This window comes from Acidovorax sp. SUPP3334 (assembly GCF_030159055.1).
Taxonomy (GTDB): domain Bacteria; phylum Pseudomonadota; class Gammaproteobacteria; order Burkholderiales; family Burkholderiaceae_C; genus Paracidovorax.
This window is the reverse complement of record NZ_BQXQ01000008.1, coordinates 126232-151126: the sequence shown is the minus strand read 5'-3', so window position 1 is coordinate 151126 and position 24895 is coordinate 126232. Positions and strand designations below refer to the sequence as shown.

Here is a 24895-nt window from a genome sequence, read left to right as displayed (position 1 = left end):
ATTGCGAAAGGGGGAGAAGCTCAAGGAGCGTGTGGATGCGCAGTTGCAGTCGGTGGCTGAAGATCCTGCACTCATCAGGTCATTCTTCAGACACCCATCTGTCGCCTATATTTCTGACTTGTGAGTAGGTGTTCGGATTCCCACATCGTCATGCGTTCCCTCCAAGAGTTTGAGAACTCGGTTTTGTCCCGAACTTGTCCCGTTTTGGCGACCTTGAGGAAAAGGCCGTTGATTTCACTGCAGAAATCTGGTCCCCTCGACAGGAATCGAACCTGTATCTAGCGCTTAGGAGGAAACCAACCTAAGTCAGAAAACCTGTTTCCTGACTTGTACTTAGAGATTATTGGTACGCTATCCTAGCAGAAATGTTCCAAATTTGTTCCAAGTGCCAAGTTGGTGACTGGAACGGACTGCATAGGAGAGCGGCTGGGATGGCAGGCAAGTTGATCACAGAGCGGGTGGGAGTGCATGGCGATGTCTCCTACCTTGTGCGCATTCGTGAGGCCGGGGCGAAAGTCACCAAGACCTTCAAGGCCAAGAAGGAAGCTGAGAAGTTCATCCGTGAGGTCAAGACCAAGCTGGATCGAGGTGAGTCGGTAGACATTGCCAAGGTCAAGAAGATGACCCTTGGGGCCATCTTTGACGACTACTTGAAGCACAACACGGTGGCGAAGGGGAAGCTCTACACCCTGAACAAGCTCAAGCTGGAGATCGGCGCCGTGCCTCTCCAAAGCTTCAAGGCTGGCACGTTTGCCATCTACCTGAAGACCAAGCTTGAACAGCCCATTCCCGATCAAGCCAAGAAGAAAAAGGATCACCCCTTGTTCAAGGGAAACATGGTCAAGGACGAAGCTTCTGGGGAAATGGTCAAAAAGACCTATGCAGAAGGCACTGTTCGGAAAATTTACTATGTGATCAAGAATGCTTTGGAGTGGCATTCAAGGCACATGGATTACACATTTGATAGCAAGCCGTTCGATGACAATCCACCGCCCAAAGCTTGGAAGCCACGTGATCGCATCTTGGAAGAAGGTGAGCTTGAAAAGCTGCTTGCTGCTACCGATAAGATGTATGTGAAGCGGGAAGAGTGGAAGTGCTTCATCCTCTGGCAGTATTACTCTTGCATGCGCGCTGGAGAAAGCTTGCTCATGAAGTGGAGCGATATTCATATCAATGAAGAAAAGCCGCAACTGTCTTATATCTTCCTTCCCAAAGAGAATACTAAGATCGCAGACAAGAAGAATGCTGAAGACCGTAAGGTGCCTTTGCGGCCCGAATTCTTTCACTTCATCAAAGATAGGCTGCTGAAGCTGAAGAAGGAAAAACAGCAGCTTGTCTTTGGCGATTACTGGACCAGTAGCTCAACGCTGGGCAACAGGTTCAAGGTGATCTGCAAGAATGCTCAAGTTGAGAACTTCAAAATTCATGATTTGAGGCATTGTGCTGTCAGTTGGTACTTCATCAACACCAGCTTGACGGACATTGAAATCAGCAAGATTTCAGGTCACATTGAGCTTGAAACCTTGAAGCGGTATGCCACCTTAAGGCATAGTGACATCGGTGTGAAGCTGTGGGCGAATACCGCTGTTGAAAGCAAGAAAAATGAAGAGCAAGAAACTGTTGTTGGTTGATCTGGAGAATAAGCACAAGGTGGACCTGTCACCGCTGGACGAGAGCTTCAGGGCCATCATCTTCGTTGGGGCCAACCAGAACCCTCCCAAGGCTGCGAAGAAGCCTGCTACAGCGCACAGGTTCAGCCGTGTGGATTTCCTGAAAATTTCAGGCGCTGGCAAGAATGCTTTGGACTTCCACATTGCCTTTGAGCTTGGCCGGACCTTTGAGACAGCACCTGACACCGAATGCTTCGTGCTCAGTGGCGACAAAGGCTTTGATCCCCTGCTGAACCACCTGAACAACAACGGCATGAGCTGCCGCAGAGTGGAGAGCATTGCTGAACTGGTGCCGGTCAATGTCGTGCCCTTGGTGGCTCATGACCAGGTGGTGTGTCCATTCTGCAAGAAGGCCAGCACGATTGAGCATTATGGTGGGCACTGGTGCAGCAACTGCGGCAGGTTTGCTACGCCTCCTGATCCGAAGCTCTTGCCGTCAAACCAGAAGGGCTATAGAGAGCCTGAACGGTATGCCTACGAGGATACGACCCACTATGGAATGTGTGGCTGGTGTCACCAGAGAACCGATCTGACGGGGGGTATCTTCGATGACGGGGAGTGGATGTGTGGCGGCTGCATAGCTCGCTATGCCCGTTGAAAAAATCAAAAGAAGGAATGCGTTTGCGTATGAATTACGAAGAAATTTTGGAGTACAAGCAGGTCTATCTTGGCATGTTGACCAATGCCATTGCAGAGTCTGCAAAGTTGGGCTTTACCAGGCCAGCGATCATTTCTCCTGAAGCGCACATTGACGACAGCGTTCTTGGTGCAACCTCTGAACTTCTTGGTGAGCTTTCGGCCTTCTTGAGCATGATTGTTCCTGGCTACTGGGGAAACTCTTGCCAGACACTATCCACCAATTTTTTTGCGCACCTGAACAATCAAGGCATACCTGCGAACATCGTTCTTGGGAATGTCTGGGTTGGTGCCACGGATGAGTTTGAGACAACCTTGGAGAGTCTTCAGCAAGAGGTGTTGGCAACAGAGCAATTACAAGGTGAGCAAAAGGTTCATGCGTGGATCTCTTTAGGAGGCGACACCATTGTTGATGCTGCGCTACCTCCGCGTCTGGTCAGGCACTACAAGGCTCCGGAGCAGTTCAATGACATGATTTTTATTGGAAGGGCTGCTGAAATGGTTGATCGCTACAACATCAAATATCAGCCCATCTTAGTGGGGACAGAGTTCTTTGCGAGAACCAATCCACCAGATCCAATGGATCTTCTTAATGGGATGATAGAAAGAAGATGTCTTGTCGGTTGAGTCTTTCGTGGCTTTGATAAATAAAATCAAGAAAGATGAGGGATTGATGTTTAAAAGAAACAAAGAAGAGGCTTGTGACTTTGGTCAGTACGATGAATTGTGGAAAGTGCATAAAAATAGCTGCAAGCGCATCATAAGAATCACCAGCCGCTATATTGTTTGCATTGACCGTCAGAACAATATCGATTGGGAGACTACAGAAGAATACGACAATTCAAAATCAGAAGAAGGAAGACGAGCTAATGAAAAGGTTCTCAGTCAATGCCTGATTGCTGAGCATAAACCAACGGCGGGGTTGAGCGAGTCTACGATACTGAGCTTTAAAACCATCATCGGAGAAGCGATAGTAAACTGTCTGGAGAGCAACTGTGAAGGCTCTTATGAAATCCTGAGGCAGGCTGATGAATTCAGGCTTGATAGGGTAGTGGAGAAATCAAGAAGCTGGTATCTGAGCTACTCGGTTCTTATTTCGGCTCTGCTGATTGTTGGTGTGTTGGTTGCCGCACGCTTTGCCAATTTTTCCGAAGAAACACTTTGGCATCTCAAGATAGGTGCTTGGGCTTCTGCCGGTGCATGTCTTTCGATAATGCTTAGATCTGGCCGATTGCAGCATGCAAGCTATGCGGGCCGACAGCTCCACTTTATTGAGTCTGCATGTCGAATATTTGGTGGATTTATATCTGGTCAGATTGTTTATCTCGGTATTAAATCGGGGGTGATATTTTCAAGCTTCGTGTCTGGAGATAACGCTCCATATGTGATTTCATTCTTGGCACTGCTCGCAGGAGCAAGTGAGAGGTTCGCGCCGTCGATAATCACCAAGATTGAAGAGGCTCCTTCATTTCAAGAATCAGCAAAGGATAAATAAACATGGCTTCTCGTAAGGCTCTTATTATTGGATCCCCCGATGAAAAAATTCCGGGTGTTAATGTGGATCTTAAGCAATTGAAGGACTATTTGAAGTCCGCTATAGGTGGATTATGGTACGAAAATGAAATCACTACGCTGATCTCACCCTCTGCCACTTCAATAAGAGTCCAGCTCAACTTGCTGAAGTTAAATGACTATTCGCTGATATTTTTTGGCGGGCATGGTTTTCATTCTGTTGAAAGAAATAGAACAATCCTGCACATTAACTCTCATGAAACTTTTGACAGTCTTGAGCTACGTGTTGGTGCTCAAAAGCATTCACTAATTCTTGATTGCTGTAGGAAAGCACAGAGCGAGCGCCGTATAGCTAAAGCTACTATGGAGGGATATACGTTTGATTCGGCCAATAGGCAGCAGTTAGACCCAGCTCAATGTCGGCAGTATTTCGATAAAGCAATTTCGGAATGTGACGCTGGTCTTGTTGTTATGAATGCATGCTCATTGAACGAGACGGCTGGTGAAAGTACTACAGAAGGCGGGTATTACACTTCCTCTCTAATCGATGCTGGAAACGAATGGGCAAGAAATAAACTCTCATCCATTGACTTGGCAAAGAGCTATGCAACCTCATCTACTCAGGATTGCCATGAAGCGGCAGCAACACGGGTGAAATTGCTAAGTGGGGGGCGACAGACACCTAACTTTGAAGCTCCGAGAGCGGATAAGAAATTCCCATTCGCTGTCGTGGCATAAATTAGGAGGCTAGTTAGTCAAAATCATATGACTTTGACTTACGCAAAGAAAAAAGTACCCTTTTGGGTGCTTTTTTATTATTGCAGTTTCGATTTTTCAAGCTCTAGCCTTGCAATTGATTTTGTGAGTAGGAATGTCAAATTTTCGATAGCATCATCTATGTCGTCAGTGGCAGCGGTGTGTTCTTATCTTGAAGTTTCTTTTTTTCAAGTTCAAGATTTAAGGCCGATAGCTCTTGCTCCAAGGCCATGATTTGAGACTTGATCTGTGAAGCTCCTCTTCCTTTGGCACCAGCCAGCATGAGAAGAAGGCTGTGGTACTGCATGGACAAGCTGCCGATCTGAGCTTCTAGGCCACCGACAGCACCACCAGTGCCACCGGGCACACTCGATGCGATCTCATGATCGTCCTTGTTACGGGCCGCGTGGTGTGGAAGGTGGGAGGCGGCGCTTTTGGTTGCTGAGGCAGCTTGCTCTTTGAGCGTGTCTAGGTGGGCCTGTAGCTCTGCTCGGATTTCCTTTGCAGGCACCGGCTTGGCCATCTGATCCAGCTCGCCCTTGCGGCGTGCCACTCGGTGTGGAAGGTTGGCAGTCGGTAACTTGGCCCTGCGAACTCGCTTTGCACCTGGCTTGGGGGTGAGGTAGCGGCGCTGAGTGAAGGCAGCACGTGCCTCTATGCCATCCGCAAGCTTGGCTTTCTGAGCCTTGGCCTCGGCAGGTGTCAGGTACTTCGGGACCTTGGACTGGTGGTGTTCGGCCACGAGTTGCGCGTAGTCGCTGCCCTTGGTAAACAGCGGCCCCTTGAGGCGGGTGTTCTTGCTCGCACCAGGCAGACGCACGGTGATGAAGTCTGTGCCAATGGTTGGCACCTCTACGCCGTGGCGTTTCAGGTAGCCAATGAGCTGGTTGCGGTCTTTGATGAAACCACCAACGATTTCGGTGTGAAGCACCTTGGCAAAGTCGTCCTTGGCCTTCTTGTCCTTCTTCCCGTTGGGTGATTTGGCTTCAAAAGGTGTCAAGCTAATTTTGAGGGGGTCGGGTACCACTTGTGCGAATCCGAAGGTTTCGTTCATCACACTGACAAAGACATTGAAGAACTGAATATTCTTCTCACCGGGTGGGTGAATGTTGAGTTGGGTGCCGGTGCTCAACTCAGTGTTGGCGACAAGGAAGTGCAGTTCAACGTTTCCTTTTTCGCGGTGCATCACCCAGAAGTCTGCGAAGTTCTCATCCACCTTCAGGCCAGGTAGAAACGTCGCACGGAATGTTTCGATGAGGGTATTGACTTGATCAGGTGTGATCGTTTCATTGTCACGAAAGGCGATGACACCAGAGGTGTACTTATGCTGCCTTTTGGTGGCATTGGCGATTGCTGTGAAAGTATCTGGATCGCCAAACAAGATCTCAGGCATGACGAAACGCTTCTTGCCTGCATGGTCGGTGTCACTGAGTAGGTATCTAACGGCTGATTCGGAACCTCCTTTGCCGGTAGGAAAGATTGTGACGTTCATATCTTTTCTCTGCTGGTGCTTCCTTTCTCACCAAGATTGGACTCAAGCTTCTCTTTCAGGGCCTTCTTCTCTAAGAATTGGCCGTACTCTTCTTCGGAAAGCTGACGGCCATGAACCCACCATTGGTGGGGCTTGCCTTCTAGAAGAACGGCAGGGCCATCTTCTCTGTGCAGTTCGCTATTGCGGTAGTGGTAGATATAAATGACTACATCATCCGTGCCTGTTCGGTAATCTGTAGTTGTTCTTGTGAATTTCATTACTCCTGAAAAATTTTCTGGTAATTCTTTTTTGTTGATCATTTTTTCTCCTTGAATAATTGACTTATGGCGCTCACTCCTTCCTGAATCTTGGTGAGTTCCTGGAACATCCCTTTGGTTGTGTCGTTCCACATCTTCATGCGGTTTAGCGCACGAGCGATCTGATTTATGTTGCTACCTATCTTTCCAAGCGACGCCAGAAGCTGAACACGCAACTTGTGTTCTGCCTTGGTTTCTTGATCGGCTAAGTGATTGGATGGAAGCAGGACAGAACGAGCGTAGATCGCTGTTGAAGATGCGCCTGCTTCACTGGCACGTTGTTGGAGTGCCACCCATTCTTCAGGTGTGAACCTGATCTCAAATCGCTTGCTGCGAATTTTTCTGTTGACCTCTACGCCAGTTTGACCCGCTCTTGTTTTGAGAGTCGGGTCTTTTTCTTTTATGGGGTGTGCCATTGGGGCCTCCTTTATTCTTGTTTTTATCGAGCCTCGCGCAGCAGCGGGTGTGGGTGAAACCCACGATATTCAATCCTAAAGTTAGCCCAAAGGGGTATACGTAGGATTGATTGACCTTGCTTTTTCTATTTTTTCCTGCTTTTGGCAATTTGCAGGGGGTTAGAGTAACGGTGCTTATTAGTACCTTAGCAGGATAAAAATTGAAGTCAACGCCCGATGGAATAAATCGTTTGCTTCCATGCTGCCAATATCGATGTGGACGTTCTGGAGATAGACGTTATTTCCATATCGCCATTTTTTCCAAATGGCATCATCTTTCTATCGCCATCTTTTCCAAATCAACTCATCTCCAAATGGACTTCTTATCGATGTGGAGATGTAGCAATTACCAGCAATTGACATTGGGCGGATGTTTTTGCGAAATGGCTCTAGGCGAAAAGAGAATTTAGCGTTGACTTGAGAATTTTTTCTGCTATTGATGATGAAGCAATGGAGGAATCAATGGCTAAAAAAAGAACAAAAGATGCTACAGGTAAGCAGCCATCCAGAGTTGAGGCACGAACAAAAATGACGGCAAGGATAAATACGCAGGTCTATCTAATGTTCAAGGCGGCTTACTCTGGTGGTGATAAATCTATCGAGGAAAGAATCGAAGAGCTCATGAAGAGGGATTTGGATGGGCTGCTAAAGACGGATTGGTTTAGAGAAAAAATCGCAGGTGGATATTTTGAGGTCGTTGCAAGCAGGCTTCGATCAGAAGAAGGTTCTGATGGTCAATCAAATGATGCTCAATGGAATAGCAATAACAAAGGAGACAAGCAATGAAAATAAGAAACAGCAAGGTGAAGATAGGTGCGAGAATTAACTATCAGGTTTACTTCATGTTTAAATATGTTTGCATGACACAGGGCATCACGATGGAATCTAGGGTTGAAGAGCTTTTGGAGAAGGATATGAAGGCGACTATGAAGAAGACATGGTTCCAAGACTACTTGATTGAATTGGAGAAAACGGAGCCATCTGTCTTTGCAATGCTCGTTACCATATTCAATGGTGGAAAAGCAACGGGTGGAAATGAAGAAAATTCAAATGAGATAGAAGATTGACTTCTTCCAGCGCACACGCCTTGTGGCGGCCCCGGCCTCACATGGTTAAGGAACGACGGAGCGTTCTCACTAACGTGTCAATGTTGCAAAAATAAGAAAGCCCCTGAATGGGGCTTATTGATTGTGCTACTCATGCTTTGGGTTTGTTGGTGGATTCGGTCACATTCACCTCTCTCATCGCCAACATCTTGGCAACAATGCGGGAGACACTTTTAAGCTGTCTGTCACTCAAGGTGGATAAAGTGGACTCCACGTGTTTCACCTTATTCATGGGGAACGTTTCGCGGCTATATCTTCGACCATGAAGAAACCACTCATTCATGCCGTTAGGATCTTCTACAGCAGGGCCGTCACTGCGATGTGGTTCGCCATTTAAATACCACTCCTTGCGGCCATTAGGTGCTTCAAAGGCTGGACCATCTTCGCGGTGCATTAAGCCGTTGACATACCACTCCTTGATGCCCATCTCCATAATGATGGCAGGGCCGTCCTCACGGTGTTTTTTGCCGTTGATGAACCAGTCTTGCCTTCCGTTTTTCCATTCAACGGCAGGTCCATCTTCACGATGGGGTTCTCCATTGGCGAACCAAATTAGCCCTTCATCAAATTCCACCATGCCATCTTCTTTTGGTGGGTTGTTTAACATGTAGTAAATGTCCATTTGCGCTGACTCCTTATTCTTATCATATTGATGATAAAAGGTGATTTTTGGAAGTCAACGCATGATGAGCTGCTACTAGATATCTAGTATGCCCGCCAATGCATTTACAGCTTGAAATAGTGTTTTTTTGTTATTCTCTTCATTGAGCTGTGGGAATTTTTCGTGCAACCTCAGCATGGACCACCATAAGCCTGAGCCATCGTTAATTTGTTTGATGGGCGTCCAGACAGTTGTATTGTTTATGTTTTGCTGAACCATATAAATTCCGCCGTCGAACTTGAGCCCGCAGCATCTTATAAATCTAGATGGCAAATTGAGGTTTTTGGGGTCTTCGGCTTTCGAATTAACAGAAATAAGCACGATCTCACCAAAAATTTTGACTTGCTCTCGAACCTCTTCAAAGAGGCCCTTTCCCCATGTGCTTCGATATTTTACTTCTACAAGTTGTTTGGTGGTCTGCTCCCTATTCATGACAGTAAAGTCGGGCAGGTGACTCATTGCATCAGGATAGCCCAGTTTTCCATACTCAATAGAATTTAGGCAAGATAACTCCCGAAGAACTTTTTCAATGCCGCAATCAATGACTCTATATTGGGCGTCCTCAAGTATCGCTTTTACTATGCCCTCAGTCATCTCTTTTTTGATTCGGTCGGAGAATTTCATTTGCTCTACTATTTGGGTTGATGGTTGACCTGTTTTATTTCTGAGCGTGCTCTGAAATGAAATAGGAGCTTCCGCAGGATTGCTTAAATTTTTGCCGAATTTCTATGACTGTCGCAAGACTTGAACCTACACACTCATGGTTTATGGCTGATTAGCTTATTCTGCTTCTTGTGTGAAAGGGCACAAATGCTTTCAACAATCTTGACGATTTCATCCCGATCACTGCTGGACACGCCCTCAAGAAGATCGGCAATGTGTTGCGCCTGTGCAGACAAACCAACGCTAGTTTCTACAATCAATTCTGTAATTGAGCATTGGAATACCTTAGCCAATTGATCAAGCAACTCGATGTCTGGAGAACTGTCCCCTCGTTCGTACCTAGCGTAGCCCTCTGTGCTTAGGCTCACCTGTTCCGCTACATCTTTTTGAAAAAGCTTTGCCTCCCTGCGCTTTTTGGCAATGCGTTGACCTACGAGGTGTCTAAGTTGTAGTTGGCGGCTCATGGTGCGTCTTGTTTAGTTAAATTCATATGATTTGACTATAATAGGGAAAGTTGTCTATAAAAAGCACCCGATTGGGTGCTTTGTTTATTGAAAGAGTTCGTCAAGCTTTCTTTTTTGCTTGCTGCTCAGGCATGACAAAAGCATTGTGAGATTGCCTTCCACTGTCTTCACCAACTCATCATTGAGTCGGGTAAATTCCTCGGAGGTCATAAACTTGATGACAGACATAGGTGTCTTGGGCATACCCTTGAGCTGCATGGCCGCTTGAACCATGAAGTAGCTGTTGTAGGCAATCAAGAGTTCCCTGATCTGGACTTCCCGGCTGGTGAAGTTCTTTTTGCAGAAGTGAAGCAATGCTTTGCCGTCTTTGGACTTGGCGAAGCTGAAGATGCGGTCACTCATACCATTAACGCAATATTGGAGGCAGGTAGTGCTTTTCATATTCTGCCCCTCCTTAAGCCAATGCAGCAAGTTCGTTGTCCATGACGCGGTTCAACTCGCGCACGATGGCTTCGTCGTCAAAGGTAGCGTGGAATGCAAGTTCAAGCTGCTCTTTGCAGATCCTGTTCCTGGCCATCTCATAGAACCAAGGCTCACTTTCAAAGCCAATGGCATTGCGGCCTTGCTGCTTGGCAATCACCAAAGTGGTCGCTGATCCCGCGAAGGCGTCAAGCACCACATCACCTGGCTTGCTATGGTTCCTGATAAGAGGCTCAACCATCCATGAATACTTCTCTGTAGGGTGGTGAGTCTTTTTCTTGCCAATAGAGCCTTCGTACCACTGCACCATGTCAGCCTGCGGTCCAAAGTTGAAAGTGAATTGCTTGCCCTTGGTGAACCAGACGGCCTCTTCAACTGCGCTGCGGTAGTTCTTCTTGCGAATGCTGGGGACAGGGTTCTTCTTCCTAAAGTAAATTTTATTCTTGAAGTTCAAGCTGAAGTCTTTTTCAAGGCAGCGAATGATGAAGCCTGTGTATTTCCTATCCAAGAAAAGAATAAGAGAACCATCGTCTTTCAAAACGCGGATGAACTCAGCAATGAAAGGTTTGATCCACTCATAGTAATCTTCAACGTTGTCCCAACTGTCGTTGAAGTCGTTGCCCCATGCTTCCTGGGTGCTGACGATTTGGGAGCCCTTTTTGGTGAGCTTGGTGGCATCAGCAATGCCATAAGGCGGATCGGTGAGAACCAGATCGATAGACTCGCTCGAAATCTTTTTGAGGCCCCTGTGGCTGTCGGTGTGCGCAAAATAATTAACAGAAAAATAGTCTTCTTTTGTTTTGTTCATGATGAACTCCTTTTTTAATTCATGTTTAATCCTCCTTTCCGTATGAAAGTAGGTGTGATGCGGGTGACCGCTGGGAACTCCAATTTGATCGCTGTATGTTGAATGTCGTTTGCGCCAATCAACAAAACGAACTGTACGCTTGTCGTCTTCTAAGATCTATGAATGCGTTCTTGGGGAGCCCAAGAAAAACGTAGGGTCGTAAAAAAGCACCCGAAGGTGCTTAAGTCGATAACCGATTGCTCTTGATCGTTTGTGGTTTTTTGCTAGCTTGTTGTCAGGAGGGTGAAGGAGTCAATAAATGAAAAATGGCCTTTACCATGAGGATGATTTAGAGCTATGGTATTTCAACGATCAACTACACAGAGAAGACGGTCCAGCTTGTATTGAGTCAGATGGAACGCAATCTTGGTACTTGCACGGCAAGCTGCACCGTATAAACGGCCCTGCTGTCATGTGGGGAGAGGGGCGGCGAAGAATGGTGGCAATTTGGTGTGCGACACCGCACAGATGGCCCTGCCGTCATGAACGCAGACGGTAGCTGTCGCTGGTATTTGAAGGGCATGCTGCACCGTGTTGACGGGCCGGCGATAGAAGCGGCCAGCGGTGCTGCGGCTTGGTATCAGCGAGGGCAACTACACCGCGATGATGGGCCTGCTGTAGAAGGTGCTGACGGGACCAGGGAGTGGTATTTGCGTGCTATCAAGCTCTCTGAAGAAGAGTTCAACGCGGCGCACGGTATCAAGCCGATACTTAAAACCACACCTCAAAAGTCCAAGCATGCGGTTAAGCGGGACATCTTGTCGCTGAGAGAAAAGTATCTCAACAGCGATGGAGCTTCGGGAATCAAGATCAGGTGGTGAAGTGCTTGCCACCTGCTTCATATCTGTCGGAAGGAAGGTCAAGCCTTCCACTGGCGTAATGCCAAGGGAGAACGGCACCTAAGAATTCTTGGGTGCTTTCCACTTGTCTATGTTGTCGATGCCCAAGTATTGATCAAGCAGAAATATTGCTAGTTTGATTTCAAACATGACTTTGGATTGCAATTCATCTCGCTCTTGCTGGTCTTTGATGTGGCGACAATACTTGTGTATGTGATGAAGTGCTTTCAGCTTCTTGCTGGATTTGATAATGAATTTGTCTCTTGGCATGCTATGGTGCAGGGAAATTTCTATAACTCAAATACAACAGGCGTTAAAAAAGCACCCGAAGGTGCTTCTTAGTAGTTTTTCTGTGCTGAGATCCGTTTGCGGATAGCGATGATGATGTCTGCCTGCTCTGGTGAGAGCCCACCGTTGCTTGAAGTGACTTGCTCTTGGTGGAACGGCTGATTCTTGATCCACTGCGACAAGATATCCTCCGCAGTTTCGCTAAGTTGTGTGCGTTGGTCCATGAATTGCATAGGTTGCTTGAAGCTCATTTGCTTTGTTTGCTATAACTGCAGTGACGTGCAAAGCGTAGCTTCTACGTAAAAAACAAAGTGGATCTAAGCTGTAATAATGATGATCCAACCGTAGGTATAAGTGCTCAACTTGGTTGGTGAGTGTCTTCTGATAAATGAAACTGTAATGGATTGGCTAGGTCAAATTCATCTAAAAGCTCAACTATTCTTCGTGCGGGTACACCGCGAATAGTTTCATCTTTTAAATATTCTAATCCGATTCCTGCGAATCGAAACGTATCTTCAAGACTGGGCTTTAATATTTGTTTTTTTGCAAAGAAGAACATAGCCCCGCCGCTCATCCCTTTGGGGTGGTAAGCTGTGCTGACCTTTCCTTTGTATTTCAATGATGCGTCCTTGGGCGAATACTTTCCTGTGATTTCAATCGCATTGTTGTTTATTAACTTGGAGGTTATTTTGTAGTACTTTGCACTGGTTAGATAAACTCCTGTGGAATCACTGTGGACGTATCTATTGACTAGCGTGGCGGGAGTAATGGTTTTGCCAATCGTTTTTATTTCTGAGAGGCTGGCGGGGAAGCCGATCCATGTAAAGTGTCTTTTGTCAAAGCCAAGAAGGCTTTTTTGCTCAAGGTCAAAGTAGTTTTTCCCATCAAGCCTTTGGTTGAAGCAATCAACAATGACCACATCTTCTTTTTCAAAGACTTTATGCCCGATTGATAAATCGTGTATTGGGAGGAATTCTCCATTGACTAGCATCATGTGAATTTTTTGAAAATCTTCCTCGGTGCGTAGTGCGTGTGCTGCAAATAAAATATAATGATGGTTTTGGTATTTTATCAATGTGCCAGTAGATGAAAAATGAAAATTCTCTATTTCATCTTTTAAATACAGCGGAATGACAAACCTTTGGGATTGTCGGTCATATTCGTCAGATTGATAGTAGAAGGAATTTTTCATTTGGAGGGTTTCTTTCAATTCTTTGAATGCTAGTTGATAAATTTACAGCCTATCCTTCAATCTAGCCGCAATTTTCTGCACTACCTCAACAATCATGGCTCTGTCGGCGTCTGGCAGGGTCTGGAGCACTTGAGCGATCAGCTCGGCCTGGTCGTTGCTCCGTGTGCTGCTGGCAATCAGTAGCTCATCGATCCCGCACCCATACACCTCTGCCAACTCGGCCAGCCGCTGCACGGTCGGCATGGTGATCCCTCTCTCCATGCGGGAGACTGCCTCTGTGCCTATCCCCAAGGCTTCAGACACTTGGTCTTGAGTCAGGCCCTTGGCTTCTCGGCGCTGGGCCAGCGTGCGCCCAATGCTCTTGAATAGCTCAAGGTGTGGTGTGTTCTGTGGGGGCATGCTACTGGTTCCATCTTCGTTAGACAACTTCAATGGTTGTGAGTCAACGCCGAAAGATGAACATGCGTTAGAGTCGTGTATCAACCTGAAAAGTCTGGTTGGTGCCCAAAGTTCTCTAACGAAAGTAGCAAAGATGCATCTCAGTCTGAAGCTGGCAGCAGCCAACATCCTGGCGATGAGCCTGGTGGCATGTGGTGGGGGAGGAAGTGACGGCAGCGCAGGATCTGCACCACCCAACGGATCAAGCCCCACCAGTCCGCAACCTGCGGGAGAGGACAACGTGACGGCCTCCGATGCGCAAGTCGTCGCCAACGTAAAGTCCAGCAACATTGACTTCTTGCCGGGTAACCGGCCTGCTGGCACATGGCGCTGGTCTGGAACCCATGCCCAAAAGGTTGCGGTGTATGTGCCTGTTCCTGCTACAGCCACTGAGCAAGACTACGCGGGCAAGGTTCGCGCCTCCATTGCCCAGATCAACACCAAGCTCTCTGGCTCCTTGGTCATGGAGGCCACCGACACCCTGCCTGCAAGTGGCAACTTCATCCGTGTGAGTTATGGCACGTCGTATGTGCCAGCGGGTTCCACCAACTATGCCGGCTTCTGTGCCAATGTGGCTATCGGCCCCAACGTCGGCAATCCGATCCAGCCTGACCAGCAAAACGGCATTGCCTCCAGTCCTGTCTATGTGAATCTGGGCAATGGCCGCTGCGATGTGACCCAAGAGATCGTGACCCACGAGTTCGGCCATGCCCTTGGCCTTGCCTACCACTTTGACGGCTTCGGCGGTGACGGCCCAGCTAGCTCTACTGCCTTCTGGGACGTTCTGGCTACCTTGTACGGCAACCCGCAATCCACCGTGGCTAGCAATCTAGCTGTGAAGCGTGCAGCCAAGTAACTGCCGGTTCATCTAGACAAGCCAACCAAGAAAGCGAGATAGAAATGGGTATCCAATGTCCCAAGTGCGGCAGCGACCATGTGCAGTCCGTACGCGTCATTCTGGATAGCGGCACCTCCCTCAGTTCTGGCACGGTGACAGGGGTGGGTGTGGGGAGTGGTGCAGCGGGCTACGTGGGCACCGTGAACGGTGTGAGCCAGACCAGCCTTGCGCAGCGCTTCAGCCCTCCGAAGAAACCGGCGCTCTGGGCTGTGTTTGCTCTGGGCGTGCTGCCTCTGGTGAGTTCACCGTGGCTCGCGGCCAGCGGTCCTGACGCGATCTTCCGCTACATGAACTTGGCACTCTGGGCTGTGTTTGCACATGCAGTCTGGAGCTATCGCAAGAAGTCGGCAGTCTATAAAGTGGAGTTCCCCAAGTGGAAGGCTCTGTATGACAGCGGCTTCTTCTGCCACCGCTGCGGTCACACCTTCTTGAGCTGATCAAGACGCCCCCATAAAATGGGGGCAACTTATTGAGGAATAGAGATGCTGCAAAAGAGCTTCTGTCAGAACCTTGTTGGGGTGCGAATACGTAGTAGCACCACACATGGACATCATGACCATCTATCTGGCATTTTTTGAAGCCCACATTGATCCAGTTTTTCGCAAGGACACCAACAAAACGATTGGCGACACGCTGATTGCTTTGGCTTACCCTAACTTGATTCTTATTGGACCACCGCCTCAGTTTGCTGACCTGATCATTGATGTGAAGAAAGAAGGCTTGTTGATTGAGCCTGACAAGTACCCTCTCTACCAGTTTTTGGAAGAGAATCCTGAATTCTGCGAATCAATGATTCTTCGGCATGCAGGCTTGAGGGAAATTTTTAAACAGTGGATGAATAAATGAAAGAAGCACCTTCGGGTGCTTTTTTATCGTCAATATTTAGATCCGCCAATTTTTCTTTATCTTCTTTTCTTTAGTCCTGCGGACATCTGATTTTCTTTGGTGATGCCCTGTCGGGATCGTGGATTCAGGTTGTAAGTCCTTCGGAATTCTATTTGCTGGGATCACCCATGAATGGGTATATATCTGATAGCACCGGATGATCATATAGTTGAAAATTAAACTAAGTATCTTTTCATGAAGATAAATGAAAAGTACGTCAGCAAAGAAAGAATATTTGCGAAAGCAAATAAATTTCCCTGCACCAGAAATCAAGCCGCCTTCTTGTAAAGCCCAAGCGCCTTATCCACTTCGTTCCATAGTCGTCTGACTGATGGCAAGGACACATCAGCACGGATGGCTACTGATCGCTGTGTGACGGGCGTGCCTGCTGCTCTCAACGCAATGGCTGCTTCGAGAACGGCTTCGGTTGTTGACTTGCTTCTGGCTTCATTGACATAGGAAGCTCCAGCAGCCTGCTTGGCCTTTATGGACATGCCCGCTGGTAGCTGCATGACCCCACGGTTCTTCTGCTGCCCTATGGTGGCCCTGTGCCTCCATGTCCATGTGCCAACAGACCTAGCGGTGGAGAGCACTTCTTTGGCTGGCAGTATGCCTTTCTCGCAGTCAAGGAAGGCTCCGTTGAGGGAGAGTGCCTTGGAGTTCACGCCATGCTGGAAAAGCTCATAGGAGCCTTGCTGCAAGACGTCTCGGTAGGCCCAGCGCCTCAAAGTGTGGAAGAGGGTGGTGTTACGGCCCTCTGGTGACTCTATGAGGCGTTGCTTATGCTTGTGGCCCCTGAGATCGACGCCCCATTCCTTGAAGTCGTCCAAGTCATAACTGGCTGGGTGGTGGATGAGGCGCCAGTGAGGATGAAGAGGGTTCTTGACGAAGTGACCGACATAACCTAGATCGGCCCCCAGCATGTTGGTGAGGGCTATGTCTGTAGCTTCAAAGAACTTCTGCGGGGCTCTGCGGGCTTGCTCTGTGTAGTAAACGGGGGTGTTCAACTCATAGAGATAGTGGCAATGGGCATTCTCTGGATTGACCATTACAAAGGTTGGTGGAGGAAGTCCAATGCTGTCCCAGAAGTAGGCTGCACCAGGTCTATCTATGTCTAAGGCAATGTACTTCTTATAGGACTGGGGAAGTTCTACATACAAGTGCTCTAGAGCCTTGTCTTTTTTCCTAAACTTGCACCCATACTGAAAATCGTCTGTGCTTCTCACCTTGTCAGGTAAAGCCTGAATAAAACTCGCATACATAAAAACTCCTTGTTTTCTTGCGAAATACAGGAATTAATATGTTATGCTCTTGACAATTGATATTAAATACGTTTTAATATTTACATCAGGTCAAAGCCAGTCACAGCTTCTTCTTATTCCTGAATTTCTAAAATGCTCAAGTTTGCTGCTTGGGCATTTTTCATTTCTCCATTTGTTTTACGAAATTTAATGGGAAAAGTCAAATCTTGGAGGTGTGCATTTTAAAGGCTAAGAAATTTTCACAGCATGCCTTGCATCGGAGTGATGTTTTGCCTCTTCATAATTCGGCCTATCTCAAAAATGGCCGCAATTCTTTTGTCATGGACTTTGCATATAGTGGTTCTGTCAGGCTTAGATAGGTAATTGTTGCCATCGCATTCAATTTGCTCCAATAAAGGCGTCATGTCATAAACCTCAGATGGTTTAAGAGTACCTTCGCCACTGAGGATGCCCGCTGCTATAGAGTGATTGCCGCCATGAACGAAGACGATTCCCCAAGGTAGCCAAATGACGGCCTTATGATTGGAATCTTCCCTCCATACTCCGGCCTTTTTCCCTTTGCCAATATATGAGAGGGTTCCTGTGTATCTATCCCTTTGCCAAGGGCAGGGCAGAATTGGATCGCAACTGAGTTGAATGGTGAAGTCGTCTGGATTGAGCTGAGGGCTCTCTAATCCCATTTGTAGCCTAGTCGGACCATAAGGCATGAAAAACTTATAGCTTTCTACTTCGCCACGCGCTTTGTGTGCTTCTCGTTCAATAGCAGAGATCAGTAAATCTGACTGAAGAGGGCGCAGTAATGCTCTAACCAAGCTGATGAGGGATTCAGGATTGGATTTCTCAAGTTCCAATGCGAATTCAAGAATATGATCGAATTCGTCTTTCTGAGGTATTGGTGGCTTGAAAAGTCTTTGCCAAATCTTACTTGGCGCCTTTGTCTTATTAAAAGATTCTGTCATGGTTTGTGGCAAACTCAGTAACTATTCCCGTTGCGCTAAAACGTTTGAGTGGAAAGATGTAATTTATTTTATCTTCTGCGCTTGCTGCAAAACCCAAGCCCTATCTTTTCCTTGCACACACCATTCTGGATTCTTAACCCAGTCGTTGAACCACATATTTGGGTGCCCTCTTAATATATTGCACTTTGAGTATCCAAGTTGAGGCATGTAGTGATACTGCAAGAATGTCAGCACAGGCACGCCAACAATCATAAAAGCAGCCGCCGCAAAAATATTTATGTTTAACAATTTGACTATAAAATTCATACCCCCCCACCTAATGGGTATGCATTTTAAAACAACAATAATTAAAACTAGAATAAGCAACGGCACTAGAAAAAAAGTCCCAAATACCGCTACAGATATCCTAACTGTGGCAGATTGATTCATCAAATCGCTTACCGTTGTTTTAATTTCTGGCATTCCCACTAGGTAGGCCAATCCTAACATAAGAAATATAGCGGGAATCCCCAGCCACAGTCTCTTTCGTAGATCTAATATTTCTTGACGACTGGGGTTGTTTTTCAAATCAATATCTCCGACATATAGGGCAAAGCCAATCGATCAACTCGTTATTTATTTTTCTTTCGACATTATTAAAACTGTTTTTTATAGCCGCAAGCCAGGATTGTGATCTCTCATCCACCTTATAAAAACCCTGAGGCATATTGTCGGGCAGATTCTTTAGCGCCGCAATAACTTTGGACTTAATTTGGTACTGTTCGTCAACATAATTGAGATAAGTTCCCGCCACAAAAGCGACGAAAGCCATAGTAACTAGGGGAGCGATTGCTATTGCAGTAGCACCACCGAAAATGCTAGCGATTGCATAAGCTACAAGCCCTCCGAGTCCTCCTTTGACTGCCTCAACGCCAATACCACCTACAAGGTCATACATAGTCTTTTCATTGTTAAAAATAAAGTCTAGAACTTCCATGCCTGTTGAAACAGTTACACCGAGAATAAATCCACCAATCGCAATCCCCTTCAAGCTTTGAATTCCAAGTCCAAATTTTATCATCAATGGATTGGTGGCGAGGTATCTTGTTCCAGTAAGAGCCCCCCCACGGTGCGCAGCATACCCTTTGATGATAATGTAAGTGCCAGTGGCTGATGTCTTCACATAGCTAGTAATGCCTGCCATCCCAATTGCGTTCAATGTCTTCGTTATCGCAATCATGTCATTGGCACTTTGTGCCGCTGGCCCTACCCAAGGCTGAGAAGCATTCGGACTAAACGTCCCTTTCCAATACTTCCCGAACGATGTATTTGCAAGAATGGTCCGGATAGTGTTTTCGAGCCTTGGGTTGTTCTTGGTCTTATCCTCCAATATGCTGAAATATTGAGGAAACGTTAAAACAAGAATATCAGCTTGGTTGGTCTCCATGGATTTGGCAAGTTCTTGCCCGTAGCTCATGGTGTAAAAAGTTGCAGCGAGATCAGCAGACATCTTCCCTCCGTTATTAAAGAGGCAAGATTCTCTCACTCCAGTCTTGACAGACCAGTCATGGCGAATGGCTGAGTTGCATCAAATCGCAACTCATTTCACTAGATGCCTTGAAATAAATTTCATTTATTGATCCCATAATAAAAAAGCACCTTAAAGGTGCTTTTTGCTGAGGGAGCCAAGTTTAGGCTGCTTTGAACTCGGCTTCGGTGATCTCACCCAACTGTTCCTTGGTGGGCTTCTTGCCCAGACGGCTGGACAGCTTCTTCAGGAGGTTGAGCTTGGCCTTCTTTTCGGTGGGAGTGACCAACCATGCATCAATGGACTTGCCGCTCTCATAGGTGGTGAAGCAACCTTCAGCTTCCAAGAACTTGGGCGGGTGGGCCAGCCACACGCCGGTTTCGTCCCCCTTCGTTGACTTGAGCGGCTTGTTCATGGTGCGGGTGCCACCAGCACCTTTGGCAACAGAGGAAGAACGTGCCGTAGATGCTGCATGAAGGCCGAGTTCGTTGGCTGTGAAGTTGAACATCTTAATTTGTTCCAACACACCAGCCAGAGCAGCAGGGCGCTCGGACTCCATCTGAGCTGCAACCATTTCTTCAAACTCTTTGCGCTTTGCGAGGATGTCAGCGAGGGTCAGCTTCTTGGCTTCTGCCATGTAAGTTCTCCAGTAGTGATGGTAAGACTGTAGTTGCTTGAAATGCTCAACAAGCTCCTACAGTGCCTTTGCTTGTTGATGAATGTACTCTAGGAGCAAGAACAACAAGCGTCAACTGGTTCGCTGTTTTCTAGCGAAGATATTTTTCTGAAAAACCGGAGGATTCAATAAATCTGACTGGCGATATTTAAAATTAGCGTAGACCTTTCTTTTTGATGAAGGTCATGAGTGCCACCTGCATGTCGCGATCTGGTCAGATGCCAGTCTCCTTGATATCATTGCGTAACATCTTGGAGGGCATACATGGCGAAGGCACGGTTCCTACTGCAAGCAGTGACTGAGGAAGATCATTCAACTATCATCAAAGAGGCCCTTGGCAAGGACCTGGACAAGCTACTGATCAGTGTTGCCTTTGCGAAGAGTCAAGGTGCTGCTGTCATCAAGGCTGCACTAGAAAAAAACAAGGGAAAGTGTGCTGTCTTCGTTGGCGTCCGAAACGACATCACTTCCTATCAGGCCCTGGAAGTGATTTTGGAGACTGGTGCGAACCTTTATGTGGTTGATACAGGGTCACGCACTACCATCTTTCACCCCAAGATATATCTCGCAAAATTCAAAAAATCAGCAACAGCAATCATAGGTAGTGCCAATCTGACTTTTGGCGGCCTACACAACAATATTGAAGCTAGTTCTATCCTTGATCTTGATTTGAGCACTGCTGACGACAAGAGTTTTGTTGATCAGACTGAGGCAATATTTAATCACCTTGCCGCTGCTCATCCTGAGCATGTTCTGAATATCAAGAGCAAGAAGGATATTAGAGAAATCTTTGAGAGTGGTAGAGTTGTTGATGAAACTGTAGTAATAAAGCAGAAGAGCTCCAGGCCATCAAAGGGAAAAGGTGATAGCACCCCTTTGATGAAGCTATTCAAGAAGTTTCCACTTCCAGTCTCCAAAAAGAGGGCTGGTAAAGAATTTATTGACGAAATCATCGTCAAAGAAAATGGAAAAGAGGAAATTACCCGTCGTCCTAGCATTGCGAAACCCAATACCCAAGATTACTACTTGGTATGGCAGGGCAAAGAGCTGAAAGAGCGGGATTTAAATATTCCTACTGGAGGAAATACTAATCCAACTGGCTCTATGTTATGGAAAAAAGGTGCTATGGAGGGAATAGATCAGCGACACTACTTCCGTGATGAAGTTTTTGTTGATGTGGGTTGGGCCGTTGATGCATCCAAGCCTCATTATGAGAGGGCTCAAATCAAGGTTCATATTTTCACCAAAGGTGAATATAGAGGGACCTTTGACTTGAAGATTTCGCATAATACTGATACGACGTCCAAATCATATCTACAGAATAATGCGATGACCAATATTAGCTGGGGCGATGCAAAGAACCTCATCGCGCAAGATGACCTGCTAAGGCGGATTATGACCTTGCATAGAAAAGATTCCAATCCCCCGGAGTTTATGATTGAGATTGATTAATCACTGATTCGTTGTCGCCTATTCTTTAAACGCTTCCAAGCATTTAGTAAAGTTGCCTGCTGCTCAGTGGTAACTCCAAGTGCCCCCAAGACAATTCTTGATTGTTGTTCAAGAATTTCAGGGGCACTTTCTTTTTTATAAACACCATTCAAGGCTTCCAAATCAAATTTGGTGAGCTTCTTGGGGTAGGCAATAGCTAGTTCTTCAATTTCAGAAGGAACAAGCTCAAGAACTCCGCCTCCATAGTGACGGCCTTCAAGTTCTGCACTCAAAGCAGTCAGCGCCGTTAAAAAGCAGAAGACAAGCTTGTCAGCGGCAATATTTTCCTTGGCTCTAATCCGATATGCTGTGTCGGTCGTATAGGCTTCAACAGTATTAAGAACTAGTTTTGGAATGTCATGACTGCGTTTGAGCATGCCAATCCTCGTTGAATACACAGAAGGAACGGTATACCAAGGTTTTCTGATCCTGCACTTATAACGAGTATGTAGCTTCTCAGACTCACCAAGAGCGATGTATTCCTTCACCTTCTTGGGAAGCTTGCTCAATTCATCTTTAATAAGGATGAAGTTGGTGGGGCTGCCTTTTTCAGCATTCTCTTGATGCTGCTTCTCATCATAGATAAGACCGGGACAATGTTCGCTTCGTCCAAACATTGGATGAGCGAACTTTGCCAATCCATATTCATGAACTACTTGATTGGGGACCAAGAAAAACTTGTTCGCACCGGTGACGATGCCAACGTCCACTTTGGCAATGTCATGAAATTTATGAACTTCATCAAGTTTCAATAGCGACTTGTAGAGTGTTCTTTCTTCACTGGTCAAAAGGGCTTGTGTCCACTTACCTTCAACAGTTTCACCATTGATACGCGGTGTGTTCTCAAAAGTTTTCTCTGGATCCTCTTTTAGGAAGTTCTTGCCAGCTACTTTATAGATACCAAGTCCATAAGAATGACCTTTGATTTCTTGCTTCTTTTCTGCAAAAAGAATGATGGCGCCTTGCAGAGTGCCTTCAAACCAAATTTCTTCTGGATCAATGATAAGTAGCTTGCTGCATTGCTCACCGAGGTAAGTTCTAAGTGATTGTGCATGCATGACATGTATGATTTCAGCGGGCAAAATCATCCCAAGCCTACCACCAGGCTTCAAAGTCTTGATTGCTGCAATGACAAATGGGACCCACGCGTTCGTGTGCTTGGTGAATTTGAGTTGTTCGCTCTTAAAGATAATCTCCGACTTTTCTTGAGATTCTGTTGGAAGATACTGATAGCGGATAAATGGTGGATTGCCAACTACCGCATCATATTCAGCTCTCTCTGTAGTCATAAGCCTGATGGCATGATCCAGAAAGTCAGCGCACTTAATCGTGCTCTTAATCTTGTATTGCGAGGCTCGCTTTTTTGCGATGGCAACCTCGTCCTCGAACAACTCAAAGCCGTGGAAATGAAGATTTTCCGTTTTGCCAACATTGTGAAATGCCTTCAAAAAAATACCATCGCCGCAGCTAGGCTCCAATACGTCTTTTGGATTACTCTTTGAAATCCATTTGGCAATATAAGTTGCCAAGTCTTCTGGGGTGTAATAACCTCCACGTAGCTTTTGCTCCGATTCGTTTTCAATGAAGTTCATTATTCTTTATTCTTTGCGGTGAAGATTTCTGGGTGTTTTCGCTTCATCGATTCTTCGGCTGTTTTGATGAACCAGTCTTTTAGTGTGATTTGCTCTAGGGCGAGACAGGCATAAAGTCTCTTCTTAAGATCGGGGTCTATCTCTAGGACAATTCTCCCGGATTCTCCAATGGCCATCATGTGCCTTATGTGATGTTACTTAGATGACATGATGTTAGCGGGGTACGATGGAGGCGTCAACAAAAAAGGGCACCCCCGGTGCCCATCTTCGCAACAAAAACTTAGTAAAAACTAGTGCTTAATTGGAAACTGCCGATTGAAGCTCTCCATCATTTCCTTCTTGCTGGCATAGTCCTTCAAGTTCTCTGCCAAGGAAAGCATAGTCATAGCACGCTCTTCCAAGGACTGTGCGAAGGCCCGCAGCATGAAGATGTGCGATAGATCTTGGACATGTGCCTTGGGCTTGACACCTTTCTTCTTGATGACGATCGGCGCAGGTGCTTTCTGTGGGACTTCCTTGGAAGGTGCTGTTTCACCATTTAAGAGAAAGTCGGCAACATCATAGATAGAGTAGTAGACCAACCGTCCAATGTTCTTGAAGGGAATAGGAAACCGGCCTTCCTTTCTAAGCTTAGATTGTTGCTTTGTAGGAATGCCAATCTCTTCAGCCAATTGTTCAGGCGACATCAACAACTTGCCTTTGGTCTTTGACCTTAAATAATCAATGAGTTGTTGGTCTACCATCTTCGGGCTCGTTCTTGTCTAAGGGCTTTTCCTGCTGCTATAGTACAGCGCTGGCCCCCGTAGCTCAGTGGATAGAGCATCTTCCTCCTAAGAAGAGGGTCACACGTTCGATTCGTGTCGGGGGCACCATCAAACGAGCCCTATGGGTTCCACTCCTTGGATAGCGCAGAGCTATTTTCTGGGCAAAAAAATAGGTAGCCATGCGCTACCTGTTTTTGCTTCTGGGGCACGCTTTTCAGTGCCTCATCTGACCGTCCTAAGCCTCACTTTGTGCCCGTTCCACGTTCCAAATTTGTTCCAAGAGTGGGTTGGAACTGGGCGGATTTGGGTGGATTTCAGAGGTTTGATTTCTAATGAAATCAACGACTTAGGAGTCGCATGTCACCACCCGGAATGGCTTAGGAGGCACTCGTTCTATCCATTGAACTACGAGGAGGACGGGCGATTGTAAAGGGGTGGCGGTCGTGCCCCCGGCGGACGCGGCCGTGGCTTGGCCGCGCGAAGCGTTTCCGTTTTGGTACGGCGTCCAGTGCCGGGGGCCCTCTAAAATGCCTGCCGCAATGACCCTTCCCATGACGCCCGCACAGTTCCACGCCCTGCTCCAGGCGGAGGGACTCTTTCCCGCCATGGAGGCGCTCAATCATGGGATTGCGCACCGGTACACCGGAATCTTTCAGGTGATCGAGTCGCAGCTCATCAACGTCTTTCTCTACGACAAGCAGCAAGAGGTTCGGCCCGAGGCGCTGGCCGTGGTGGCGCTGGACGACAGTTTCTGCCAGTTCGTGCTGCGCGATGGTTCATTGCTGGTGGACAACTCGATGCATGACGAGCGGCTGCTTTCCAGTTCGTTTCGCGGCGTGGTCGTGGCCTACCACGGGGTGCCGGTGACGTACCCGCGCGGTGGCCTGTACGGCACGCTGTGCCATTTCGACCTCATCGAGCAGAGTTTGGCGCAGCCTCAATTCGAACTGCTGCAGGCGGCGGGCGGGCTGCTTTACCCGTATCTGCAGCACCTGGATGGCCGCATGGACTGCGCTCCGCAGGCCGCCAGGGCAGTGGCGGCCCTCTGAAGGCTTTTCGGGGCGGG

Annotated in this window: 32 protein-coding genes, 1 tRNA gene and 1 pseudogene; 16 read left to right on the top strand and 18 right to left on the bottom strand. The window is 47.1% G+C overall.

Features of this window, described 5'->3' with window-relative positions:
• The 6 genes and pseudogenes from AVHM3334_RS06655 to AVHM3334_RS06630 form a co-directional block, all read left to right on the top strand.
• A pseudogene (locus AVHM3334_RS06655) lies at window positions 1-124 on the top strand (IS630 family transposase); the annotation flags it as partial.
• A gap of 307 nt (window positions 125-431) precedes the next feature.
• On the top strand, window positions 432-1631 hold the full coding sequence (locus AVHM3334_RS06650; protein WP_284410715.1) for a site-specific integrase: 1200 nt from the start codon (window positions 432-434) through the stop codon (window positions 1629-1631).
• Entirely contained in the window at window positions 1603-2268 is a 666-nt protein-coding gene (locus tag AVHM3334_RS06645) for a PIN domain-containing protein (RefSeq protein WP_284410714.1), read from the top strand. Before AVHM3334_RS06650 ends, AVHM3334_RS06645 begins: the two co-directional genes overlap by 29 nt.
• Window positions 2269-2297: 29 nt before the next feature.
• Entirely contained in the window at window positions 2298-2933 is a 636-nt protein-coding gene (locus AVHM3334_RS06640) for a hypothetical protein (RefSeq protein ID WP_284410713.1), read from the top strand.
• On the top strand, window positions 2923-3801 hold the full coding sequence (locus tag AVHM3334_RS06635; RefSeq protein ID WP_284410712.1) for a hypothetical protein: 879 nt from the start codon (window positions 2923-2925) through the stop codon (window positions 3799-3801). The genes AVHM3334_RS06640 and AVHM3334_RS06635 overlap by 11 nt, the downstream gene beginning before the upstream one ends.
• Before the next feature lie 2 nt (window positions 3802-3803).
• Complete coding sequence (locus AVHM3334_RS06630; protein ID WP_284410711.1) at window positions 3804-4556, top strand: caspase family protein; 753 nt, start codon at window positions 3804-3806, stop codon at window positions 4554-4556.
• 157 nt (window positions 4557-4713) lie between these two features.
• Here the strand turns inward: AVHM3334_RS06630 and AVHM3334_RS06625 are convergent, their stop codons facing one another.
• From AVHM3334_RS06625 to AVHM3334_RS06615, 3 genes are read right to left on the bottom strand one after another with little or no spacing between them, the layout of a single operon-like run.
• On the bottom strand, window positions 4714-6066 hold the full coding sequence (locus tag AVHM3334_RS06625) for a relaxase/mobilization nuclease domain-containing protein (protein WP_284410710.1): 1353 nt from the start codon (window positions 6064-6066) through the stop codon (window positions 4714-4716).
• Window positions 6063-6365, bottom strand: coding sequence for a hypothetical protein (locus AVHM3334_RS06620; protein WP_284410708.1), 303 nt, complete (start codon window positions 6363-6365; stop codon window positions 6063-6065). The genes AVHM3334_RS06625 and AVHM3334_RS06620 overlap by 4 nt, the downstream gene beginning before the upstream one ends.
• The gene (locus AVHM3334_RS06615; protein ID WP_284410706.1) at window positions 6362-6778 is read right to left on the bottom strand and encodes a plasmid mobilization protein; all 417 of its coding nucleotides are present in this window, start codon (window positions 6776-6778) and stop codon (window positions 6362-6364) included. The genes AVHM3334_RS06620 and AVHM3334_RS06615 overlap by 4 nt, the downstream gene beginning before the upstream one ends.
• A 456-nt stretch (window positions 6779-7234) precedes the next feature.
• Between AVHM3334_RS06615 and AVHM3334_RS06610 the strand changes: the two genes are divergently transcribed.
• Both AVHM3334_RS06610 and AVHM3334_RS06605 read left to right on the top strand, forming a co-directional pair.
• On the top strand, window positions 7235-7603 hold the full coding sequence (locus AVHM3334_RS06610) for a hypothetical protein (RefSeq protein ID WP_284410705.1): 369 nt from the start codon (window positions 7235-7237) through the stop codon (window positions 7601-7603).
• On the top strand, window positions 7600-7884 hold the full coding sequence (locus AVHM3334_RS06605; RefSeq protein ID WP_284410703.1) for a hypothetical protein: 285 nt from the start codon (window positions 7600-7602) through the stop codon (window positions 7882-7884). The genes AVHM3334_RS06610 and AVHM3334_RS06605 overlap by 4 nt, the downstream gene beginning before the upstream one ends.
• Before the next feature lie 130 nt (window positions 7885-8014).
• Here the strand turns inward: AVHM3334_RS06605 and AVHM3334_RS06600 are convergent, their stop codons facing one another.
• From AVHM3334_RS06600 to AVHM3334_RS06580, 5 genes are all read right to left on the bottom strand, one after another.
• Window positions 8015-8545 carry a hypothetical protein gene (locus AVHM3334_RS06600; RefSeq protein WP_284410701.1) on the bottom strand — a complete coding sequence of 177 codons (531 nt, stop codon included), beginning with the start codon at window positions 8543-8545 and terminating at the stop codon, window positions 8015-8017.
• 75 nt (window positions 8546-8620) lie between these two features.
• A complete protein-coding gene (locus AVHM3334_RS06595; RefSeq protein ID WP_284410699.1) occupies window positions 8621-9208 on the bottom strand; it encodes a hypothetical protein in 588 nt (195 codons plus the stop codon).
• Between the two features lie 134 nt (window positions 9209-9342).
• Entirely contained in the window at window positions 9343-9711 is a 369-nt protein-coding gene (locus AVHM3334_RS06590; RefSeq protein WP_284410698.1) for a helix-turn-helix domain-containing protein, read from the bottom strand.
• Window positions 9712-9795: 84 nt separating this feature from the next.
• Window positions 9796-10152 carry a hypothetical protein gene (locus AVHM3334_RS06585; RefSeq protein WP_284410697.1) on the bottom strand — a complete coding sequence of 119 codons (357 nt, stop codon included), beginning with the start codon at window positions 10150-10152 and terminating at the stop codon, window positions 9796-9798.
• A 13-nt stretch (window positions 10153-10165) separates the two neighbouring features.
• Window positions 10166-10999, bottom strand: coding sequence for a DNA-methyltransferase (locus AVHM3334_RS06580; RefSeq protein ID WP_284410695.1), 834 nt, complete (start codon window positions 10997-10999; stop codon window positions 10166-10168).
• A 521-nt stretch (window positions 11000-11520) separates the two neighbouring features.
• Here AVHM3334_RS06580 and AVHM3334_RS06575 point away from each other — a divergent pair.
• Window positions 11521-11859: a hypothetical protein gene (locus tag AVHM3334_RS06575; RefSeq protein ID WP_284410693.1), complete on the top strand. Its 339-nt coding sequence runs from the start codon at window positions 11521-11523 to the stop codon at window positions 11857-11859.
• A gap of 177 nt (window positions 11860-12036) precedes the next feature.
• Window positions 12037-12219, top strand: coding sequence for a hypothetical protein (locus AVHM3334_RS06570; RefSeq protein ID WP_284410691.1), 183 nt, complete (start codon window positions 12037-12039; stop codon window positions 12217-12219).
• On the opposite strand, the gene AVHM3334_RS06565 is transcribed toward AVHM3334_RS06570, so the two are convergent.
• From AVHM3334_RS06565 to AVHM3334_RS06555, 3 genes are all read right to left on the bottom strand, one after another.
• Complete coding sequence (locus AVHM3334_RS06565; protein WP_284410689.1) at window positions 12216-12416, bottom strand: hypothetical protein; 201 nt, start codon at window positions 12414-12416, stop codon at window positions 12216-12218. The genes AVHM3334_RS06570 and AVHM3334_RS06565 overlap by 4 nt on opposite strands.
• Before the next feature lie 107 nt (window positions 12417-12523).
• Window positions 12524-13357, bottom strand: coding sequence for a hypothetical protein (locus AVHM3334_RS06560; RefSeq protein WP_284410687.1), 834 nt, complete (start codon window positions 13355-13357; stop codon window positions 12524-12526).
• A gap of 42 nt (window positions 13358-13399) precedes the next feature.
• Window positions 13400-13756, bottom strand: coding sequence for a helix-turn-helix domain-containing protein (locus tag AVHM3334_RS06555; RefSeq protein ID WP_271466929.1), 357 nt, complete (start codon window positions 13754-13756; stop codon window positions 13400-13402).
• Window positions 13757-13889: 133 nt separating this feature from the next.
• Between AVHM3334_RS06555 and AVHM3334_RS06550 the strand changes: the two genes are divergently transcribed.
• The 3 genes from AVHM3334_RS06550 (at window position 13890) to AVHM3334_RS06540 (ending at window position 15539) form a co-directional block, all read left to right on the top strand.
• Entirely contained in the window at window positions 13890-14651 is a 762-nt protein-coding gene (locus tag AVHM3334_RS06550) for a hypothetical protein (protein WP_284410684.1), read from the top strand.
• A gap of 173 nt (window positions 14652-14824) precedes the next feature.
• A complete protein-coding gene (locus AVHM3334_RS06545; RefSeq protein WP_284410683.1) occupies window positions 14825-15130 on the top strand; it encodes a hypothetical protein in 306 nt (101 codons plus the stop codon).
• A 115-nt stretch (window positions 15131-15245) separates the two neighbouring features.
• Window positions 15246-15539 carry a hypothetical protein gene (locus tag AVHM3334_RS06540; RefSeq protein ID WP_284410682.1) on the top strand — a complete coding sequence of 98 codons (294 nt, stop codon included), beginning with the start codon at window positions 15246-15248 and terminating at the stop codon, window positions 15537-15539.
• Between the two features lie 308 nt (window positions 15540-15847).
• Here AVHM3334_RS06540 and AVHM3334_RS06535 read toward each other — a convergent pair whose 3' ends face one another.
• The 5 genes from AVHM3334_RS06535 to AVHM3334_RS06515 form a co-directional block, all read right to left on the bottom strand.
• Complete coding sequence (locus AVHM3334_RS06535; protein WP_284410681.1) at window positions 15848-16840, bottom strand: replication initiation protein; 993 nt, start codon at window positions 16838-16840, stop codon at window positions 15848-15850.
• Between the two features lie 239 nt (window positions 16841-17079).
• A complete protein-coding gene (locus AVHM3334_RS06530; RefSeq protein WP_284410680.1) occupies window positions 17080-17799 on the bottom strand; it encodes a DUF6710 family protein in 720 nt (239 codons plus the stop codon).
• A 63-nt stretch (window positions 17800-17862) separates the two neighbouring features.
• Window positions 17863-18366 carry a DUF1240 domain-containing protein gene (locus AVHM3334_RS06525; protein ID WP_284410679.1) on the bottom strand — a complete coding sequence of 168 codons (504 nt, stop codon included), beginning with the start codon at window positions 18364-18366 and terminating at the stop codon, window positions 17863-17865.
• A gap of 1 nt (window position 18367) precedes the next feature.
• Window positions 18368-19288, bottom strand: a complete 921-nt coding sequence (locus tag AVHM3334_RS06520) for a hypothetical protein (RefSeq protein ID WP_284410678.1) — start codon at window positions 19286-19288, stop codon at window positions 18368-18370.
• 181 nt (window positions 19289-19469) lie between these two features.
• On the bottom strand, window positions 19470-19943 hold the full coding sequence (locus AVHM3334_RS06515; protein ID WP_284410677.1) for a hypothetical protein: 474 nt from the start codon (window positions 19941-19943) through the stop codon (window positions 19470-19472).
• Window positions 19944-20246: 303 nt separating this feature from the next.
• Here AVHM3334_RS06515 and AVHM3334_RS06510 point away from each other — a divergent pair, with 303 nt between their 5' ends.
• Window positions 20247-21434, top strand: coding sequence for a phospholipase D-like domain-containing protein (locus AVHM3334_RS06510; RefSeq protein ID WP_284410676.1), 1188 nt, complete (start codon window positions 20247-20249; stop codon window positions 21432-21434).
• Here the strand turns inward: AVHM3334_RS06510 and AVHM3334_RS06505 are convergent.
• Both AVHM3334_RS06505 and AVHM3334_RS06500 read right to left on the bottom strand, forming a co-directional pair.
• Entirely contained in the window at window positions 21431-23065 is a 1635-nt protein-coding gene (locus AVHM3334_RS06505) for an N-6 DNA methylase (protein ID WP_284410675.1), read from the bottom strand. The genes AVHM3334_RS06510 and AVHM3334_RS06505 overlap by 4 nt on opposite strands.
• A gap of 290 nt (window positions 23066-23355) precedes the next feature.
• Window positions 23356-23808: a hypothetical protein gene (locus AVHM3334_RS06500; protein ID WP_284410674.1), complete on the bottom strand. Its 453-nt coding sequence runs from the start codon at window positions 23806-23808 to the stop codon at window positions 23356-23358.
• 53 nt (window positions 23809-23861) lie between these two features.
• Between AVHM3334_RS06500 and AVHM3334_RS06495 the strand changes: the two genes are divergently transcribed.
• Window positions 23862-23937 (top strand) — tRNA-Arg (locus tag AVHM3334_RS06495).
• Window positions 23938-24368: 431 nt separating this feature from the next.
• Window positions 24369-24878: a guanylate cyclase gene (locus AVHM3334_RS06490; protein ID WP_284410673.1), complete on the top strand. Its 510-nt coding sequence runs from the start codon at window positions 24369-24371 to the stop codon at window positions 24876-24878.
• Window positions 24879-24895: the final 17 nt, after the last annotated feature.

Excerpts from the sequence above, each read along its gene's own strand:
- AVHM3334_RS06600 (WP_284410701.1), bottom strand. The coding sequence starts at position 8,545 with ATGGACATTTACTACATGTTAAACAACCCACCAAAAGAAGATGGCATG.
- AVHM3334_RS06605 (WP_284410703.1), top strand. The coding sequence starts at position 7,600 with ATGAAAATAAGAAACAGCAAGGTGAAGATAGGTGCGAGAATTAACTAT.
- AVHM3334_RS06575 (WP_284410693.1), top strand. The coding sequence starts at position 11,521 with ATGAACGCAGACGGTAGCTGTCGCTGGTATTTGAAGGGCATGCTGCAC.
- AVHM3334_RS06530 (WP_284410680.1), bottom strand. The coding sequence starts at position 17,799 with ATGACAGAATCTTTTAATAAGACAAAGGCGCCAAGTAAGATTTGGCAA.
- AVHM3334_RS06580 (WP_284410695.1), bottom strand. The coding sequence starts at position 10,999 with ATGAACAAAACAAAAGAAGACTATTTTTCTGTTAATTATTTTGCGCAC.
- AVHM3334_RS06535 (WP_284410681.1), bottom strand. The coding sequence starts at position 16,840 with ATGTATGCGAGTTTTATTCAGGCTTTACCTGACAAGGTGAGAAGCACA.
- AVHM3334_RS06625 (WP_284410710.1), bottom strand. The coding sequence starts at position 6,066 with ATGAACGTCACAATCTTTCCTACCGGCAAAGGAGGTTCCGAATCAGCC.
- AVHM3334_RS06620 (WP_284410708.1), bottom strand. The coding sequence starts at position 6,365 with ATGATCAACAAAAAAGAATTACCAGAAAATTTTTCAGGAGTAATGAAA.
- AVHM3334_RS06520 (WP_284410678.1), bottom strand. The coding sequence starts at position 19,288 with ATGTCTGCTGATCTCGCTGCAACTTTTTACACCATGAGCTACGGGCAA.
- AVHM3334_RS06585 (WP_284410697.1), bottom strand. The coding sequence starts at position 10,152 with ATGAAAAGCACTACCTGCCTCCAATATTGCGTTAATGGTATGAGTGAC.
- AVHM3334_RS06550 (WP_284410684.1), top strand. The coding sequence starts at position 13,890 with ATGCATCTCAGTCTGAAGCTGGCAGCAGCCAACATCCTGGCGATGAGC.
- AVHM3334_RS06490 (WP_284410673.1), top strand. The coding sequence starts at position 24,369 with ATGACCCTTCCCATGACGCCCGCACAGTTCCACGCCCTGCTCCAGGCG.
- AVHM3334_RS06505 (WP_284410675.1), bottom strand. The coding sequence starts at position 23,065 with ATGAACTTCATTGAAAACGAATCGGAGCAAAAGCTACGTGGAGGTTAT.
- AVHM3334_RS06560 (WP_284410687.1), bottom strand. The coding sequence starts at position 13,357 with ATGAAAAATTCCTTCTACTATCAATCTGACGAATATGACCGACAATCC.
- AVHM3334_RS06510 (WP_284410676.1), top strand. The coding sequence starts at position 20,247 with ATGGCGAAGGCACGGTTCCTACTGCAAGCAGTGACTGAGGAAGATCAT.
- AVHM3334_RS06565 (WP_284410689.1), bottom strand. The coding sequence starts at position 12,416 with ATGAGCTTCAAGCAACCTATGCAATTCATGGACCAACGCACACAACTT.
- AVHM3334_RS06615 (WP_284410706.1), bottom strand. The coding sequence starts at position 6,778 with ATGGCACACCCCATAAAAGAAAAAGACCCGACTCTCAAAACAAGAGCG.
- AVHM3334_RS06650 (WP_284410715.1), top strand. The coding sequence starts at position 432 with ATGGCAGGCAAGTTGATCACAGAGCGGGTGGGAGTGCATGGCGATGTC.
- AVHM3334_RS06595 (WP_284410699.1), bottom strand. The coding sequence starts at position 9,208 with ATGAAATTCTCCGACCGAATCAAAAAAGAGATGACTGAGGGCATAGTA.
- AVHM3334_RS06515 (WP_284410677.1), bottom strand. The coding sequence starts at position 19,943 with ATGGCAGAAGCCAAGAAGCTGACCCTCGCTGACATCCTCGCAAAGCGC.
- AVHM3334_RS06500 (WP_284410674.1), bottom strand. The coding sequence starts at position 23,808 with ATGGTAGACCAACAACTCATTGATTATTTAAGGTCAAAGACCAAAGGC.
- AVHM3334_RS06640 (WP_284410713.1), top strand. The coding sequence starts at position 2,298 with ATGAATTACGAAGAAATTTTGGAGTACAAGCAGGTCTATCTTGGCATG.
- AVHM3334_RS06540 (WP_284410682.1), top strand. The coding sequence starts at position 15,246 with ATGACCATCTATCTGGCATTTTTTGAAGCCCACATTGATCCAGTTTTT.
- AVHM3334_RS06555 (WP_271466929.1), bottom strand. The coding sequence starts at position 13,756 with ATGCCCCCACAGAACACACCACACCTTGAGCTATTCAAGAGCATTGGG.
- AVHM3334_RS06630 (WP_284410711.1), top strand. The coding sequence starts at position 3,804 with ATGGCTTCTCGTAAGGCTCTTATTATTGGATCCCCCGATGAAAAAATT.
- AVHM3334_RS06645 (WP_284410714.1), top strand. The coding sequence starts at position 1,603 with ATGAAGAGCAAGAAACTGTTGTTGGTTGATCTGGAGAATAAGCACAAG.
- AVHM3334_RS06590 (WP_284410698.1), bottom strand. The coding sequence starts at position 9,711 with ATGAGCCGCCAACTACAACTTAGACACCTCGTAGGTCAACGCATTGCC.